At 36.9% G+C, this 18215-nt stretch carries 15 protein-coding genes and 1 pseudogene; 9 read left to right on the top strand and 7 right to left on the bottom strand.

The window, feature by feature from the left end; all coding sequences use genetic code 11:
• Positions 1-31 precede the first annotated feature (31 nt).
• Positions 32-415, top strand: a complete 384-nt coding sequence (locus GUU89_RS06965) for a DUF983 domain-containing protein (RefSeq protein WP_162127243.1) — start codon at positions 32-34, stop codon at positions 413-415.
• On the opposite strand, the gene GUU89_RS06960 is transcribed toward GUU89_RS06965, so the two are convergent.
• The 7 genes and pseudogenes from GUU89_RS06960 to topA form a co-directional block, all read right to left on the bottom strand.
• On the bottom strand, positions 405-1448 hold the full coding sequence (locus tag GUU89_RS06960) for an NAD(P)/FAD-dependent oxidoreductase (RefSeq protein WP_162127242.1): 1044 nt from the start codon (positions 1446-1448) through the stop codon (positions 405-407). The genes GUU89_RS06965 and GUU89_RS06960 overlap by 11 nt on opposite strands.
• Before the next feature lie 62 nt (positions 1449-1510).
• On the bottom strand, positions 1511-2488 hold the full coding sequence (gene porN, locus GUU89_RS06955) for a type IX secretion system ring subunit PorN/GldN (protein ID WP_162127241.1): 978 nt from the start codon (positions 2486-2488) through the stop codon (positions 1511-1513).
• 43 nt (positions 2489-2531) lie between these two features.
• Positions 2532-4082, bottom strand: coding sequence for a type IX secretion system motor protein PorM/GldM (gene porM / locus GUU89_RS06950; protein ID WP_162127240.1), 1551 nt, complete (start codon positions 4080-4082; stop codon positions 2532-2534).
• Between the two features lie 56 nt (positions 4083-4138).
• Positions 4139-4771 carry a type IX secretion system motor protein PorL/GldL gene (gene porL / locus GUU89_RS06945; protein WP_162127239.1) on the bottom strand — a complete coding sequence of 211 codons (633 nt, stop codon included), beginning with the start codon at positions 4769-4771 and terminating at the stop codon, positions 4139-4141.
• Positions 4772-4825: 54 nt separating this feature from the next.
• On the bottom strand, positions 4826-6238 hold the full coding sequence (gene porK / locus GUU89_RS06940; RefSeq protein WP_162127238.1) for a T9SS ring complex lipoprotein PorK/GldK: 1413 nt from the start codon (positions 6236-6238) through the stop codon (positions 4826-4828).
• Between the two features lie 247 nt (positions 6239-6485).
• A complete protein-coding gene (locus GUU89_RS06935; protein ID WP_162127237.1) occupies positions 6486-7637 on the bottom strand; it encodes a formimidoylglutamase in 1152 nt (383 codons plus the stop codon).
• A gap of 3 nt (positions 7638-7640) precedes the next feature.
• Positions 7641-10141 (bottom strand): annotated as a pseudogene (gene topA / locus GUU89_RS06930) (type I DNA topoisomerase).
• 636 nt (positions 10142-10777) lie between these two features.
• On the opposite strand from topA, the gene miaB reads away from it, so the two are divergent.
• From miaB to groL, 8 genes are all read left to right on the top strand, one after another.
• Positions 10778-12226, top strand: coding sequence for a tRNA (N6-isopentenyl adenosine(37)-C2)-methylthiotransferase MiaB (miaB, locus tag GUU89_RS06925; protein WP_162127236.1), 1449 nt, complete (start codon positions 10778-10780; stop codon positions 12224-12226).
• Between the two features lie 10 nt (positions 12227-12236).
• A complete protein-coding gene (locus tag GUU89_RS06920; protein ID WP_162127235.1) occupies positions 12237-13499 on the top strand; it encodes a sigma-54 interaction domain-containing protein in 1263 nt (420 codons plus the stop codon).
• Between the two features lie 40 nt (positions 13500-13539).
• Entirely contained in the window at positions 13540-14379 is an 840-nt protein-coding gene (locus GUU89_RS06915; RefSeq protein WP_162127234.1) for a hypothetical protein, read from the top strand.
• A gap of 40 nt (positions 14380-14419) precedes the next feature.
• Complete coding sequence (locus GUU89_RS06910; protein WP_162127233.1) at positions 14420-14923, top strand: LptE family protein; 504 nt, start codon at positions 14420-14422, stop codon at positions 14921-14923.
• A gap of 5 nt (positions 14924-14928) precedes the next feature.
• Positions 14929-15753, top strand: a complete 825-nt coding sequence (locus tag GUU89_RS06905; protein ID WP_162127232.1) for a tetratricopeptide repeat protein — start codon at positions 14929-14931, stop codon at positions 15751-15753.
• Positions 15754-15756: 3 nt separating this feature from the next.
• Positions 15757-16095: a preprotein translocase subunit SecG gene (gene secG, locus GUU89_RS06900; RefSeq protein ID WP_162127231.1), complete on the top strand. Its 339-nt coding sequence runs from the start codon at positions 15757-15759 to the stop codon at positions 16093-16095.
• Positions 16096-16231: 136 nt separating this feature from the next.
• Positions 16232-16507, top strand: a complete 276-nt coding sequence (locus GUU89_RS06895; RefSeq protein ID WP_162127230.1) for a co-chaperone GroES — start codon at positions 16232-16234, stop codon at positions 16505-16507.
• A 47-nt stretch (positions 16508-16554) separates the two neighbouring features.
• Entirely contained in the window at positions 16555-18186 is a 1632-nt protein-coding gene (gene groL / locus GUU89_RS06890) for a chaperonin GroEL (protein ID WP_162127229.1), read from the top strand.
• Positions 18187-18215 lie beyond the last annotated feature (29 nt).

Below are 18215 nucleotides of genomic sequence, written 5' to 3'. Positions count from 1 at the left end.
TATCAAGTATCTTTGTAGAAAATTTTTGCAAATGTTAAAAAAAGGATCCAAACTAAATAGTATTTTAACAGGAACTTGTCCTCGATGCCAAGAAGAAAGCATGTATGTGGACCAAAACCCATACCATCTTAAAAACATTTACACTATGCATGAAAATTGCAGTCAGTGTGGCTTGCATTATCAGATAGAACCTTCCTTTTTTTATGGCGCGATGTATGTCAGTTATGGTTTGACTGTTGCCATTGGTGTTGCCACATTTATTATAGCAAAAGTTATTATAGGTTTGAGTTTATTATACTCTTTCATTGCCATTATTTTGGCGCTAATTGCTCTAATGCCAATAACAGCGAGACTCTCGCGTAACATTTACATCAATATGTTTGTGCATTTTGATAAAAAGGCTGTTAAGAAGTAGTATATCTTTTTATATTGACAGATTTCTCCAAAGGTTTTTCCTTTTCGATATAATCATATAAATCAATGGCCATGGCAGGGGCTAACATGACACCCCGTGTTCCAAGTCCGTTAAGGATATGGATGTTTTTATGTAAATGATGTGTTCCTAAAAGTGGTCTTCGGTCTTTAACCGTTGGTCGTACTCCGGCAAGGTGTTCAATAATTTCGAAGTCGCAAGTCAAGATTTCTTTTATACGGTCAATAAGTTCTTGTTTCCCTTCTTCAGTAGGTGAAGCCGTTTTGTCATCCCAATTATAAGTTGCCCCTACTTTGAAAAGATTGTGTCCGAGTGGCAAAATAAAAATACTGGTATTTACAATAACGTCTAAATCTAAATCAGCCGCTTTAATGATGAATAACTCCCCTTTAGTACCATCTAACGGTAAATAATTAAAAAACGGATTAGCGTGTATTCCAAAGCCTTCTGCAAAGACAATATGTTTTGCTATAAGGTTTTGATAGGCTAAATGAGTTTCAAAAACCTGCAATTGATTATAATCAAAAGCTTCCTCAAGCAGTAACTTTTTATTCTTAAGATACGCTTGATAAGCATTCAACATAACATTTGTATCGACATAACCGGTATGCAATACTTCACCATACCCAAAAGGAGAATCTATAGCGGAATATTTATTATGGATGATGGTACTGGAAAGAAACGGAGACAAATTAGGCTTATCTGAAGCGGCAAACCAATTATTTTGCTCCTCAACAGAAAAAAATTTCCTGTAAATAGGCACTTTAAAATCAACCTGAACAGAAAGTTTTGCTTCAATCTTTTTATAAAAATCTTCGGCAAGTTGCAATTGCTCGTTAGCATTCCAAACTTGGCTAAATCTTTTTAATATAACCGGATTGTATAAACCGCCGGCAATTTTAGAAGAGTTTTGTGAATGATTATCAAAAACCACGAATGATTTATTATGTTGCAAAAGTGTTTCTGCAAAAGCAATACCTGCCAAACCTGAACCTACAATGATATAATCGACCATATTTTAAACTAAAAAAACTCCCACCAAAGGTGAGAGTTTTTTATTATTTATAATACTATATTTTAGTAATTCCACATATCAGACTCAAAGTTTCGGATTTTTTCTTTGATTCTTTCCGATTCTAACAGTTGATTTTGGGCATTATCTTTCATATAATCTGCAACTTGTCTGTCGCCATAAACATTTTCTTCTTTGTAAATCTCACCATTAAATCTGCGAGAGTTTAACAAATGGTCAAATGTAATTGGCATTGCTGAGTTTTTATCATTAAAGGCTTTGGCTTCGTGTAGAATGTCTCTAATGGCCGGGAAATACACCCAAAACAATTCGATAACATCACCATTTTCTTTACCAATGTCACGGGCTTCAGGAGCTACCGGACAAATAGCCAATAATCTGTATTTTAACTCACCTTGACGTTTGTCAAAGTACCAATACCCTTTAATTTTATATCCTGAAATATCCTGAGCTGACAACTCTCTTTTGTCAATATATTGAGGATCTAATACTGCACCTCCTGTAGCAGGAACAGTTTCAGTAACCCATTTACCATTAACTTTCGTTTTTTTGGTAGTAGCTTTTGGATAAAACTCATCATAATGATCATTGATATAATCTTTACCAGCAGGAATAGTATCCACGAAAGTAAAAGAAGAACTCATATCAGTGAAGGTCTTTTTAGTATTAAAATAATCATCGGTATACACCTCAGTTATTTTTCCACTTTTAATATTTTTTAATAAAACATCAAACAAAGATCTTCTGTCTTTACCAACAAAAGCCGTGTCAATAGGATAATATAGCGGAAAATTAATTCTTTCATCTATATCAATCATCTCCCAAATTGCTTTACCCATCAATACATCTCTGTCGTGAACATAACCGTATGGTAATGGCTTATCATTATCAGAAATTAATTGCGCAGGTGTCTTTTTACCAATCTCGTCAGGAGTTTTGGCATTAAGCAAATTAGACTGAGCCATAGAACTAAAGCTCATCACTAATGAAGCAGCCGCGAATAAAAGATTTTTAATTTTCATAATTTTCAAAATAAGTTATAGTAGGTATTAATAACTCAAAATATTATTGGATTTCGTAAGCTACCGGTGCTGCATCTTTTGTTACAACATTAGCACCACCTACAATTTTAGTTTTGATTTCAGAAATAATAATTTGATCTCCTCTTGTAGCTCTGGCTAATGCCGCTTTACATTGAGCGTTAACTCTGTCTCCATTTACAATGATAGCAGGTTGTCCTGGTACTTTGAAAGTAAAACGAGTTACTTGGAAATTTAAATCATACAAGAAATCTTGTAATTCTGCAGTAACCTGAGAAACTTCTAAACGTGATTTAGCGCCTTTGATAACACCAACTTGTTTTCCGATAGCTCCGGCTGGGGCAGGAATATTTTTAATTCTAAATACTTTTTTGTCTGATACTGGTTTGCCATCAGGTAAAGTAGCAGTAACGCTTACCGTAACCTCTGTTCCAGACCCAGGACTCATGTTGTATTTTCCAGGTCCGCCGGCAGATCTTAATCCAGGTGCAGAAGCTTTCACTTTATCATCTGAAATACCTGCAAATGAAATAGTCATTGGATTATCTAAACCTCTGTATACTACGTTCATTTTGTCAGCAGAAATGTTAGCTGATTTTGGTTGAGGAACTACAACGTATTTATCACTTATGTCGATTGGCACTTGTTTACCATCTTCCATGAAAGTAAATTTACCTTTGATATCATGTTCTCCAACAGCACCGGCACTTAATTTGAATATAGCCTGACCGTTTTCCATAGAAACACTTCCGCCACCAACACTTACGCTAGTTGGAACTGTTGATTCATCATATCTTCCTAAAACTACTCTACCAGTAACAGTTTCTCCTTGGAAGAAAGCTGATTTATCCATGATAACCATAGCTTTGTAGTTTTTCATCGAAGCAGCTTGTGCTGTAGTATTTCCAATTAAAGCATTGTAAATATCTTGCTCAGTAGCTTCAACATCATTTTGCATACTTGTTAATTTAGCTACTGATGCAATAGCCGGGAAACCTTCAAAGTGGTAAGATAAGTATTTTTTAGAAACACCTTCTTTGTCTTTCACATTGCTTAAATCAAATTTTTCTTTGATTTTATTAACGATAATTTGATATTTAACATCATTACCGAAAACTGCAATTAAATCACTTTTGTATTTTTCAATCTTCTCGATTATTTCTTTACCTTTTGGAGAATATCCATCTCCTTTGAACCAATGCTCATCGATATAACCACCTTTGTCCATGGCTTCGTAAGGAAGTTTTCCATTTTTTTCTCTTTCAAATTCTTTAGAAACATCATCTTTTAAACTACCTAAGTAAGTGTAAAGTTGTTTTGATATTACTTGAACTTGTTTCGCTTTTTGAAAAGGAGCACCAAATTGTGCGGCATTATCACTTGCCTTTGATTCTAATGAAGTGAACAAACTTTTGTTGTAGTCTTCAGAAAATTTATTGACACCTTCAAATTTTTCATTCATTAAACCAAAAGCGGTCAATACTTCTTTTGACATGTTTAATGCCAACATTGCGATGAAAACCAGGTACATCAGGTTAATCATCTTCTGTCTAGGGGTTAGTTTTCCTCCTGCCATTTTTTCTAATTAGTTTATATTATTATTTTGTTTGTAAAATATAGTTGAAAAACTAATTATCCTTTGTTACTCATTGCAGAAAGCATTCCACCATATACATTGTTTAATGTAGACAAGTTAGATGTTAAAGACTGCATTTGATCTTTTAATTTTAAGTTGTTTTCAGCAACCTCGTTGTTAATTTGAGCATTTCTCTCAGCACTTTGTAATTGAACTTGGTATAAACCGTTCAACGTTTCTAATTGAGAGGCTGCTTTAGTCATTTCTTCAGCATATTTCTTTTGTCCGGCAATTGAATCTACAGTTGGAGAAATTGCTTTTGCTGCTCCTTCAAAGTTTTTAATGCTATTTCCTAAGCTTTCCATCAATTGACCATCGATTTTAGCTTCTTTTAACATATTATCTAATTTCTGAGACAATAAACCTTGTGCATCTTTTGGATCTTCTTTTTTATCTCTTGGTTTGCTTTCGCCTCCTGCTAATTCTGGGTATACTAATGACCAGTCCAATTCTTTATCTACTGGATCAAATGCTGATAATCCAAAAATCAAAGCTTCAACCGAAAGACCAACAATAAGCATTAAACTAGCTCCTGTCCAGTGTTGTATTTTAAATAATGCTCCAACGATTACAACAGCCGCTCCCATACCGTAAGCGAAATTCATTGTTTTTTTGCTTAATAATGCCATAATAATAAAAATTTTTAGTTAGTTAAGTTAATATAATTTAAGTTGGTTTTGAAATTACTTTCTAGGTGCTTTACCGTTTTTGGTTACTTGTGTTCCCATGTAATCCTGAACTGTACGGAAGCCAATATAACTTCTTGCTGTATCAGCATATTCAAAATCTCTGGTTCCCACTTGTAAGAAGTAAGCAACGTCTTTCCATGATCCGCCACGAACTACCTTTCTCATGTTTTTCAAGTCAGGTACGTTTGGATTCATTGAAGAAACGTATTCGTAAGCAGCTGCATCGTATGATGAATCTGTCCACTCGGCTACGTTACCGGCCATATTATACAAGTTGTATCCGTTTGGCTCATATGATTTTGCTTCTACAGTATACAAAGCCTGATCCGCAGCATAATCTCCTCTATTTGGTTTGAAGTTAGCCAAGAAACAACCTCTATCGTTTTTAGCATAAGGACCTCCCCATGGGAATGTTCCAGACTCTAGACCACCTCTTGCAGCGTATTCCCACTCTGCCTCCGTTGGCAATCTGAAAGCATTAATTAAATCATGATGCTTTTTCTTAGATTTTATATAAGTATTTTTATTCAAAGTTCTCCAAGCACAAAATGCTTTAGCTTGTTTCCAGTTAACCCCAACAACCGGATATTCTCCATAAGCTTGGTGCCAGAAATAATCATTGTGCATTGGCTCATTGTATGAATAAGCAAAATCTTTAATCCAAACCGTAGTATCAGGATAAACCTCTTGTTGTTCCGTTCTGATGAATGAACTTCTTTTTCCAACTTTAGCTTTCGCTGCAGCTTGAATATCCATCCAAGAATATCTGAATTTTAATTTTTTAACATCAATAGTTCTCAAACCGTTAAAAGATTCAGCTACCGGCAAATACATAGTATCCATTACTTCTGTATAATATTCATCCGGATATTTACTGGTTTCTTTAATAAGCTTAACTTTTCTGTTTAATCTTCTTCCGGCGTAAGGATCATCATCTGTTCCAACACTATAGTAATTCTCATACATATACTTGTCATACGGAGTCATTTTAGCAGGATCAGTATCGTTGAAAGCAAAATCTCCAATGCTTCCACCTTTTCCGCCTCCTTTTCCACCTTTACCAGTAGCGGTTTGACCTACTTCATCTGCAAGAATAGCCAAACGTACTCTAATAGTAGAGTCTTTTACCCATTCCACAAATTGACGGTATTCACTATTTGTGATTTCAGTTTCATCCATATAGAATGATCTTACAGTAACCGTTTTGGTTGGTGCATCTTGAATATTGGCAGGATCATCATCTGATTTACCCATAATGTAAGCACCACCAGGTATTAACGCCATACCGAAAGGTTTTTCCGGATGCCATTTTTTTCCTTTAACTCCTACTAACTCACCTTTGTCGCTTGATCCTCCACAGCTCGTTAATAAAGCTAAAAATGATGCAAATGCAATGAACTTCTTCATATAAATTGGGGTTATTTGAATATTCTATTTTTTAAGGGCGTAAACCTATTTATTATTTTTCAAAAAAACAATTATAAAATCAAAAATTAATTAACAAGCCAAAGCTAAAATTAATTCTTCTAAAAAAAAATAATTTACCGATAAAATACATTAAAACATCGATAAAGTGCGCTTTTTTATTTTTTTTGTAAGTTTTTTACAAATATTTAAATTGTTTTTACGCTTGTTTTCTTATTGTTTTTTATTTTTAAAGGCTATTCTTTCGTTGTGCTTTCCACCATCTTTCCGGTATTTCCTGATTGCATGCGATTAAATATTCTTCGTGCGAACAAGGTAATAACGTGTTTTTTTTCAATTTATTGTGTTGGCCTGAAAAAATATTAATTTCTATCCACCATCGGTCTGTTTTGTTGCTCTTGTAAAACACCAACTCTTCACTTTCAAGGGGCACTATGTATTTTAAATAATTCTCTCTGGTACCAAATGGATACTCATTGGAACGATAATTAACACCTTCTATAAAATACCATATGATTTGTGATATAAGAACGGATTCCTCGCTCTTGTTGTTGTGATTGAAAATCCCAAAAGAACTAACCTTATCACTGATTCCGGCATATCGGGACAAACTGCAAATCTCTTTTCCGTCAAAACCGTTAGGCGTAAAAGTAATAAAATTTCCTGAATATGAAGACTTTACCGCATTTAAATCAATACTAACGATATCGGCATCACGAAAAACCGGTTCAGCTAATTCAATGTTGTTGGAAATTTCTCCTAATCTGTAGGCATCGAAATATAATTTCTCAATTAAATCAATTTCTTCCTGAGAATTATAATAGGTTTGATAACCAATATTACAATAATTAAAAAGATTGTTGGGTTCATCTAAAATGATTTTTGACAAATAGGAATTGGCGGTAATCCCTTCTTCCTGCTTACCAAAATCAAACTTACTGTCAATGGAAACCAAGTTGACCATTTGCTCTGAATTATCATATCCTCTATATAATGGATAAGTCAAATCTTGAGTCCCTCCTATTATTATAGGTATAATTCCTTTTCGGATTAATTTGGCGGTAACTTTTTGCAAGGCAAAATAAGTATCTTCCAAAGAATTTCCCGGAAGAATATCGCCTAAATCAGCAATGGAACTTTGCCAATTGCCCGGAAACAAGGTGTACAACTCTTTACGAATTGGATTCAAATCTACATCTTCGAAAGTTTTAGCATCACCGCGATTTTCTAAAACACCAACGATAGCTATCTTAATCATATCGGTATCCGGAAAATCTTTATCAGTGTGGAAAGCGACTTTACTTCCTAAATGTTGCGAAGAAAGTCCTTTTATATATTGAATAATTTCGTCGTCAACCGGGGACAAAAAATCAAATTCCATAGTTTATTTCTTTTTAGCAGGTGCTTTTTTGGTGGTGGCTTTTTTAGCTGCGGTTTTTTTCTCAGGCGTCTTTTTGGCAATCATTTCTTTGACTTCCTCCAATGTTAATTTGGCAGCATCAACATCTTTATTTAATTCGATTTTGATTTTACCTTTGGTGATAACTGATTTTCCCCAGCGGGCTTTTTCTACCAGAATTCCTTCTTCTGACCAATTGTGAATTACCTTATCAATATCCTTTTGTAATTTCTCTTCTATTAGTTCGGCTACATCGGATTGTGACAGATTATCGAAATTGTATTTTTTGTTTACATTAATAAAAATGCCATTCCATTTTAGGAAAGGACCAAAACGCCCCACTCCTTTTTGCACATCCATATTTTTATAAACTGCTATCGGAGCATCTGCTTTAGCTTTCTCGTTAATCAGTTCCTGAGCACGTTCCATAGTTACATCTAAAGGATCCTCTCCTCTTGGCAACGAAATGAATTGTTTACCGAAACGAACATACGGACCGAAACGACCGTTGCTTACTTCAACTTCTTCTCCTTTATATTCTCCTAATGTTTTTGGCAACAAGAATAAATTCAATGCTTCTTCTAAAGTGATGTTCCCAATATTTTGTTCCTGACGCAAACTGGCGAATTGTTTCTCTTCATCATCAGCTTCACCAATTTGAGCCATAGGACCAAATTTACCTAAACGAACGGAAACCGGTTTGCCTGTTTTAGGGTCGGTTCCTAATATTCTTTCACCACTTTCACGATCGGCATTCTTCTCTACTTCTACTACATTCGGATGAAACTTATTGTAGAAATCCTGCATCATTTTGGCCCAATCAATATTTCCCTCGGCTATTTCGTCAAAGTCTTGTTCTACTTTGGCCGTGAAATTATAATCAAGGATAGCAGCGAAATTTTTCACCAAGAAATCGTTCACAATCGTTCCAATATCAGTGGGTACTAATTTCCCTTTATCGGAACCGGTGTTTTCTTTTAATATTTTTCATCAACTTTATTAGAAGCCAATGTTAACTGCACATATTTTCTTTCTACACCGTCTAAGTTTCCTTTTTCGACATAATTTCTATTAATAATGGTAGAAATCGTTGGTGCATAAGTGGATGGACGACCAATTCCCAGCTCTTCTAATTTCTTTACTAAAGAAGCTTCGGTATATCTTGAAGCCGGACGGGTGTATCTTTCCGTAGCGACAATAGTGTTGTTCAACAATTTTTCGTTGACTTTTAAAACCGGCAACATACCTTCTTGTTCTTCATCGTCATCGTCATTGCCTTCTAAATATACTTTTAAGAATCCTTCAAATTTGATAACCTCTCCAGTGGCTTGAAAAACTTCACTGTGATTGTTGGCTTCAATCTTGACGTTGGTTCTTTCTAATTCCGCATCGCTCATTTGTGACGCCAAAGTTCTTTTCCAAATCAATTCGTATAAACGGGATTGGTCTCTTTCAACATTGACTGTGTGGCGCGACATATCCGTTGGGCGAATCGCTTCGTGCGCTTCCTGTGCTCCTTTTGATTTGGTATTGAAATTTCTTGGTTTGCTGAATTCGGCTCCGTAGTAACTGGTAATTTCTGCTTGTGCTGCACCCATGGCTTCCTGCGAAAGGTTCACACTATCTGTTCTCATATATGTGATGAGTCCGGCCTCATATAAACGCTGGGCGATTTGCATGGTGATACCCACGGGTAAGTATAATTTACGGGCGGCTTCCTGTTGCAACGTGGAAGTTGTAAAAGGTGCGGCCGGTGATTTTTTGGTAGGTTTGGTTTCTAAATCGGCTACTTTATAGGTAGACCCGATGTTTTTATTTAAGAAGTCTTCGGCTTCTTTTTTGGTGGCGAAGTTTTTCGGCAATTTGGCTTTCACCGTTTTCCCGGCTTCGTTGGTAAATTCGGCAGTAACAGAATACGATGCCACAGGAGTAAACTCTTGTATTTCTCTTTCGCGTTCTACAATTAATCGAACCGATACGGATTGTACACGACCGGCCGACAAACCGCCTTTAACTTTTTTCCAAAGCACCGGTGACAATTCATAACCTACTAAACGGTCCAAAACTCTTCGGGCCTGTTGCGCATTGACTAAGTTATAATCAATACCGCGTGGGTTCTCGATGGCTTTTTGAATGGCTGTTTTGGTGATTTCATGAAAAACAATGCGTTTGGTTTTGTTTTTATCGAGTTTTAATTCTTCCGCTAAGTGCCAAGAAATGGCTTCTCCCTCGCGGTCCTCATCGGAAGCCAACCAAACCATTTCGGCATTTTTAGCTAATCCTTTTAGTTTGGTGACCAAAGCTTTTTTATCGGAGGAGACTTCGTATTTAGGCTTGAAACCATTATCAACATCTACTCCAATTTCTTTAGACGGTAAGTCGGCAATGTGTCCGTAGCTGGACTCCACCTGATACTCACTCCCCAGAAATTTTTCGATTGTTTTGGCCTTTGCCGGTGACTCCACGATAACTAAATTCTTTGCCATATGCCTTTTTGATTGTTAGTTTGAAACAACTATTATGATAACTCAGACAGCTAAAAACGAACTAAAGTTCGTGTCCTGATTGCCACTGGCAATCCTCTTCTTACTATCAAATATGCGGACAAAAGTAAACGTTTTTTTTAAAATACCGATTTAGTGTTACTTTTTAACGGTAAAATGCCATTGAATGCTAGATCGAATGGTTATGCTATACTTTGAAAATTTTGAAATACTGAAGCAAAAGCAAGATAAGGTAAGGCTGTTGTAAAATGAGGGGCGCCAATCGTAAAATGAGGAATGTCAATCGTAAAATGAGGAACGGCAATTGTAAAATGAGGAACGGCAATTGTAAAATGAGGAGACGCGTGAAGAAAATTAGCCTCTGCTCAATAAACATGGAGCTTTGCAGTGATTATTTGAGTTAAAAAGTGTTTCTTTTTTGATGTGAAACAGGGATACAAAAGACGATCACTCTTTAGCCCCGATGGGAGCAACTACCTTGTAGTGCGGACAGCGGGAATAGGGATTCCAAGTACGCCCGACCCATTCGCTCCAAAACTTTTGTTAAACCCGCTCTGCCATCTTGTCAGATATTCATTTTTAGTATTATCTTTGCTGTCCCGAAAGCGATATATTATTATGGAAAAGGAAATCGACGAAAAAAAACAAGGTACCTCAATGGTACTGGAACACAAAGAAGGCAATCAAAAAAAACTATTTATAGAGAGCTACGGCTGTGCGATGAATTTTTCGGACAGTGAGATTGTAGCGTCTATCCTAACGGAGCAAGGGTATAATACAACCCAAAAATTAGAGGAAGCCGACTTGGTTTTGGTGAACACCTGTTCGATCAGAGACAAGGCAGAACAAACCGTTAGAAAACGTTTGGAGAAATACAATGCGGTGAAACGCAGTATTAATCCGGGTATGAAGGTGGGCGTTTTGGGCTGTATGGCGGAGCGTTTGAAAACACAATTTTTGGAAGAAGAAAAAATTGTTGACATGGTGGTGGGACCTGATGCTTATAAAGATTTGCCCAATCTATTGAAAGAAGTAGAGGAAGGAAGAGATGCTATCAATGTGATTTTATCGAAAGAAGAAACCTATGGCGATATTGCACCGGTTCGTTTGAACAGTAACGGCGTGAATGCATTTGTTTCTATCACTCGTGGTTGCGATAATATGTGTACGTTTTGTGTGGTGCCATTCACCCGTGGACGTGAGCGTAGCCGTGAGCCGCAAAGCATCTTAGAAGAAATTCAGGATTTATGGAACAGAGGCTTTAAGGAAGTTTGTCTTTTGGGCCAAAATGTAGACAGTTACCTTTGGTATGGCGGTGGTTTGAAAAAAGACTTTGACAAAGCTACCGAAATGCAAAAAGCTACTTCGACTGATTTTGCGATGTTATTAGAACAATGCGCGGTGGCGTTCCCAAAAATGCGTTTCCGTTTTTCGACTTCAAATCCGCAGGATATGCACGAAGAAGTGTTGCATGTGATTGCGAAGTATGACAACGTTTGCAACTACATTCACTTACCGGTACAAAGCGGCAGCACAAGGATTTTGAAAGAAATGAATCGCCAGCATACCCGTGAAGAATATATGGCGTTGGTGGATAAAATCAAGAAAATTATTCCGGATTGTTCAATTTCTCAGGATATGATATCAGGTTTCCCAACAGAAACCGAAGAAGACCACAAAGACACTCTGACGTTGATGGAATATGTGGAATATGACTTTGGGTATATGTTTGCCTACTCCGAAAGACCGGGTACATTGGCCGCCAGAAAAATGGAAGATGATGTGCCGGAAGAAGTGAAGAAAAGACGTTTACAAGAAATTGTAGACTTACAACAAATACTAAGCGAAAAAAGAACCAAGCGTTTCTTGGGCCAAACGGTTGAAATTTTGATTGAAAAAGAATCAAAAAAATCAGACAAACACTGGAGCGGCAGAAACTCAGAAAATGTAGTGGCTGTTTTTCCGAAAGGAGATTATCAAGTGGGCGATTTCGTTATGGTAAAAGTGACCGATTGTACGACTGCCACTTTAATTGGAGACGCGGTTGGTTATAGCAGCATGCAATAAGTAAAAAAATATGGAAACCGTTCAAAGCATCAAACAGCGATTTGAAATTATCGGGAACGACCCGAAACTGAATCGTGCCATAGAAAAAGCAATTCAAGTAGCTCCTACTGACATATCCGTATTGGTGGTTGGTGAAAGTGGTGTGGGAAAAGAGAGCATTCCGAGAATTATTCATTCGCTTTCGCATAGAAAACACGGGAAATACATTGCGGTAAACTGTGGTGCCATCCCGGAAGGAACGATTGACAGTGAATTATTTGGACACGAAAAGGGCGCTTTTACCGGTGCTACCAATACTCGTGAAGGGTATTTTGAAGTAGCGGATGGCGGAACCATTTTTTTAGATGAAGTGGGTGAATTGCCCTTAACGACACAAGTCCGTTTGCTGCGTGTTTTGGAAAACGGGGAATTTATCAAAGTAGGTTCGTCACAAGTACAAAAAACCAATGTCCGAATCGTAGCGGCTACCAATATCAACATGTTTGACGCCATTGAAAAAGGAAAATTCCGTGAAGATTTGTATTACCGTTTAAGCACGGTTGATATTCCGTTGCCTCCCTTACGCGAACGAAAAGACGATATTCATTTATTATTCAGGAAATTTGCAGCTGATTTTGCCCATAAATATAAAATGCCTCCTATCAAACTAAGTGAAGAGGCTATACAGTTTTTACAAAAATACCGTTGGAGCGGTAACATCCGTCAGTTGCGAAACGTGGCCGAGCAGATTTCGGTTTTAGAAACCAACCGCGATATTTCATTGACTACTTTACAATCTTATCTTCCGGTAGAGGGTAGTACTTTGCCTTCTGTTATTGGAGGCAAGAAATCGGATAGTGATTTTTCTACAGAGAGAGATATTTTATACAAAGTGCTATTCGACATGAAAAGCGACTTAAATGATTTAAAAAAATTGACTTTGGAGCTGATGAAAAACGGGTCCAAAGTACAAGATATTAATCCGAGTTTGATTCAAAAAGTTTATGGAGCTACTCCAACCGAAAGTGAAATAGCTTATGAAGAAACGCCAAGAGTTAATGTGATGCCAACCCAAAGCCAAGTACATCAGGAGGAATTTGAAGATGAGGATGACCACAATTACCTGATGGCTGAAACTGTAGAAGAGGAAGAGGTATTGAAATTGGAGCAAAAAGAAATAGAACTCATCAAAAAATCGCTGGAGCGTCATAAAGGCAAACGAAAAGCGGCCGCAGATGAACTTGGTATTTCCGAAAGAACACTTTACCGAAAAATAAAGCAATTCGATTTGTAAAACTATTTTTATTTACTTTTACGTTGCTAAACCATTCATTATGAAAAAGTTTCTGTTTCTTTTATTTACAACCCTTGTCATAACATCTTGCAGTAACGATACTTCAAACGAGGTTATCCCAACGCCAACACCGAGCAATGGTAAATTACAAAGAGTTGATTTTCTGCCCGGGAATCCTAATGAAAGACGTTGGCTTTTTAACACGGAGGGTTTATTGTCGGCGATAACTAAAGCGGATGGCACCTTGCTTGAAACCTTTGCTTATGACTTAAACAATGAATTGATTCAAAATGTAAAGTACAACGGCACAAACGCTACTACATATAACATTAGCTATGAGTCGGGATTCATTGCCGAGATAAATGGTGAAAACTACAATTACAGCTATGTTGACCACAAATATTCCTTCTCGAGTGGCTTTACCAGTTTGGAATGCAAGCTCGGTTCGAACGATTTTTTAAAAGAAGCACACAGTATTTATGATGACGATGTCGATTTTTATGAAGACCAATATTTTTGCGGATATGATGCTAACGGCAATTTAATCCATTTGTTTTTTCATGGGCCGTTTATCGGAGACCCTGAAAACACTTATAGCTATGACGAAAACCACATCAATCCTATAAGAGAAGGCATTTCATCTATAGCTAAGGCAAAGTCTATTTATGACCCGTGGTTTTTAAAAGATGGTAATTCATCTGTAAACATTATGACTACTATGCATTATGCTGCAGAAGATCCGGAAAGTGCTGTTTACACCTATGAATTCAACTCCGATAATTTACCGATTAGTCAAACTAAAAACAATTATTATTCGGGCGTTTTTGAAAACAGCTATGTTGCTGTCAAATACTACTACCAAGGCGATGTCATTCCATAATTCAAAATAAAGAAGTACTTTAGCGCCTTTAATCAGCAGCATGAAATTTTTAAGATTCCTTTTTCTTATCCTACTTGGGTTCAGTATCAACAGCTGTTCGGTATACAACTTTACCGGAACAGGAAAAATTGATGCCAAAACATTTCAAGTAAACTATTTTCAGAACAATGCCGACATCATAGAACCGGGTATTGACAGGACTTTCACCATCAAATTACAGGAACTTATTCAAAATCAAACCAATTTGAATTTGACCAATTCCAACGGTGACTTGCTGTATGAAGGTGAAATTGTTAGTTATAATGCAACGCCCATGACGGCTACAGCCGATCAAAAAGCAGCACAAACCCGATTGACGATTGCCGTAAACGTTCGTTTTGTGAATAAAAATAAAGAAAGTGATAACTTTGAAAAACGCTTCTCTTTTTACCGAGATTATGATGGAACTGAACTACCTACAGGAGCAACACTCAAAGGTTATATTGATGAAATTTTTGAACGAATAACGCAAGATATTTTTAACGAGTCACTAGCCAAATGGTAGTATAAATGAACCTAACTGATTTTACATTTTTACTCAACAAACCCGATGCCATCAACGATCGGTATGCGGATACATTAGATAATGTATTGACGGCATTTCCGTACTTTCAAAGTGCTCGTGTCTTGCGATTAAAACATTTGTACAATCAGGACAGTTTCAATTACAACTATGCTTTAAAAGTTGCTGCCGCTTATACTACAGACCGTAGTGTTTTGTTCGACTTCATTACTTCAGATTCGTTTGTTGCCGTACAAAAAGGGCTATACGAAAAGAAACTGGAAGAGTTGATGAACATGAGCGTTGTGGGAAGCGAAATCCTGGTGGTCGAAGCAAAACAAACTACAGTTGATCCTTTAGAACAATCAATACTGACTTCCATCAAAGAAGCTACAACGACTGAAGAACAAAAAGCGGAAGAAAAATTAGCTTTGGGTAAACCATTAGAATTTTCTAAAAATGAAAAACATTCTTTCCAAGAATGGCTTCAATTATCAAGATTAAAACCTATCGATAGAGAAGAAACGACAAAAGCGGTTGCTCCTATCGCAGAAGATAAAAAGAAAAAACTCGACTTAATTGATAAATTTATCGAGAACAATCCGAAGATTTCTCCCATTGCCAAAGACGCCACAGTGCCCGTTATTGAGCCAATTGCCGACGACACTACCTATCTGATGACCGAGACCTTAGCCCGAGTTTATTTGGAACAAAAAAAATATTCCAAAGCAATTCAGGCATATGAAATATTAATTTTGAAATATCCGGAAAAAAGTAGTTTCTTTGCAGACCGAATTTCGGATATTAAAATAGTACAACAAAATAATAATTAAATAATGAGCACATTTTCAATCTTTTTAGTATTAATCACAATAGTTTGTTTTCTATTGATTATTGTAATCATGGTTCAAAACCCTAAAGGTGGCGGTTTATCATCTTCATTAGGTGGATCAACACAAATGGGAGGCGTTCAAAAAACAACTGACTTTTTAGATAAAAGTACTTGGACACTAGCCACTATCCTAATCGTTTTGATTTTATTATCAAGTTTAAGTTTCTCCGGAAGTTTGAGCGATGCTAATTCAAAAATCATCGACGAAAAAGAAACAGTAGCACCGGCTAAACCAACCACTACTACTCCGGCAAAACCAATTACAGAGCCGGTAAAAAAATAAATAAAACATACCAAAAATATAATGCCAGCGCTGACATGCTGGCATTTTTTTTAGGAAAAAATGTCAGTTTACAAGGCTTGGCACAATTTCTGAAAAACCGAAACCAAACATTCTAATAACATAAATACATATAATTATGGCATTAAACATCAAACCGCTTTCAGACAGAGTTATTGTGGAACCTGCAGCAGCAGAAACCCAAACAGCATCTGGAATTATCATACCGGATACCGCAAAAGAAAAACCACAAAAAGGAACCGTTGTTGCCGTAGGAAACGGTAAAAAAGACGAACCATTAACGGTAAAAGTTGGTGATACCGTGCTGTACGGAAAATATGCAGGAACCGATTTAAAATTCAACGGTAAAGATTATCTGATTATGCGTGAGGACGACATCCTGGCGATTATCTAATTCAAATAACCGAAGTAAACAATTATCAAAATACACAATTAAAAATTATGGCAAAAGATATAAAATTCGACATTGAAGCACGCGACGGTTTAAAACGCGGAGTTGATGCGTTGGCCAATGCAGTAAAAGTAACTTTAGGACCAAAAGGTCGTAACGTAATTATCGGAAAATCATTTGGCGGACCTAATGTAACCAAAGACGGTGTTACCGTAGCCAAAGAAATTGAATTAAAAGACCCATTAGAAAACATGGGGGCTCAAATGGTAAAAGAAGTCGCTTCTAAAACCAATGATTTAGCGGGAGACGGAACTACAACTGCAACTGTTTTAGCACAAGCCATCGTTAAAGAAGGTTTGAAAAACGTAGCGGCCGGTGCCAATCCAATGGATTTGAAAAGAGGGATAGACAAAGCGGTGGAATCTATCGTAGCTGACCTTGGAAAACAAGCTCAAGTTGTTGGAAGTGATTCAGAAAAAATCAAACAAATTGCCTCTATTTCGGCCAATAACGACGAAGTAATTGGAGAACTAATTGCTACTGCTTTTGGCAAAGTAGGCAAAGAAGGGGTAATCACCGTTGAAGAAGCCAAAGGAACCGATACTTATGTTGATGTGGTAGAAGGAATGCAGTTTGACAGAGGATATTTATCACCTTACTTCGTGACTAATCCTGAGAAGATGGAAGTTGAATTAGAAAGACCATACATTCTTTTATATGACAAAAAAGTTTCCTCTTTAAAAGAATTATTACCCATCTTAGAACCGGTAGCACAATCAGGAAAACCATTATTAATTATTGCTGAAGATGTAGATGGCGAAGCGTTATCCACTTTAGTTGTAAACAAATTGCGTGGTGCCTTAAAAATTGCAGCAGTAAAAGCTCCTGGTTTTGGTGACCGAAGAAAAGCGATGTTAGAAGACATTGCCATCTTAACCGGAGGAACTGTAATTGCTGAAGAAAGCGGTTATACTTTGGAAAATACTACATTAGAAATGTTAGGAACAGCCGAAAAAGTGACTATTGATAAAGACAACACTACTATTGTAAACGGTGCCGGAGATGCGGACATGATTAAGAATCGTGTGAACCAAATTAAAGCCCAAATGGATACAACCACTTCGGATTACGACAAAGAAAAATTACAGGAACGTTTGGCTAAATTGGCTGGAGGTGTAGCTGTACTTTATGTTGGTGCTGCTTCTGAAGTAGAAATGAAAGAGAAAAAAGACCGTGTTGATGATGCATTACACGCCACAAGAGCTGCTGTTGAAGAAGGAATTGTTGCCGGCGGTGGAGTAGCTTTATTAAGAGCCAAATCGGTTTTAGACAAACTTAAAGCAGACAACGCTGACGAAGCAACCGGAATTCAAATTGTATCCCGCGCTGTAGAAGCTCCTTTAAGAACTATTGTTGAAAATGCCGGTTTAGAAGGTTCAGTAGTAGTCGCTAAAGTAGCCGAAGGAAAAGCTAATTTTGGTTACAATGCCAAAACCGATCAATATGTTGACATGCTAAAAGCCGGAATTATTGATCCTAAAAAAGTAACGCGTGTAGCCTTGGAAAATGCGGCTTCAGTAGCCGGAATGATTTTAACTACCGAATGTGCTTTGGTGGAAATCAAAGAAGAAAACGCAGGTGGAGGAATGCCAATGGGTGGCGGAATGCCAGGTATGATGTAATGCAAAATAGAGAATCTTGCGTAGCAATG

This window comes from Flavobacterium phycosphaerae, assembly GCF_010119235.1.
In the GTDB taxonomy this organism is placed as follows: Bacteria; Bacteroidota; Bacteroidia; order Flavobacteriales; family Flavobacteriaceae; genus Flavobacterium; species Flavobacterium phycosphaerae.
This window is presented reverse-complemented; position numbering and strand designations above follow the sequence as displayed.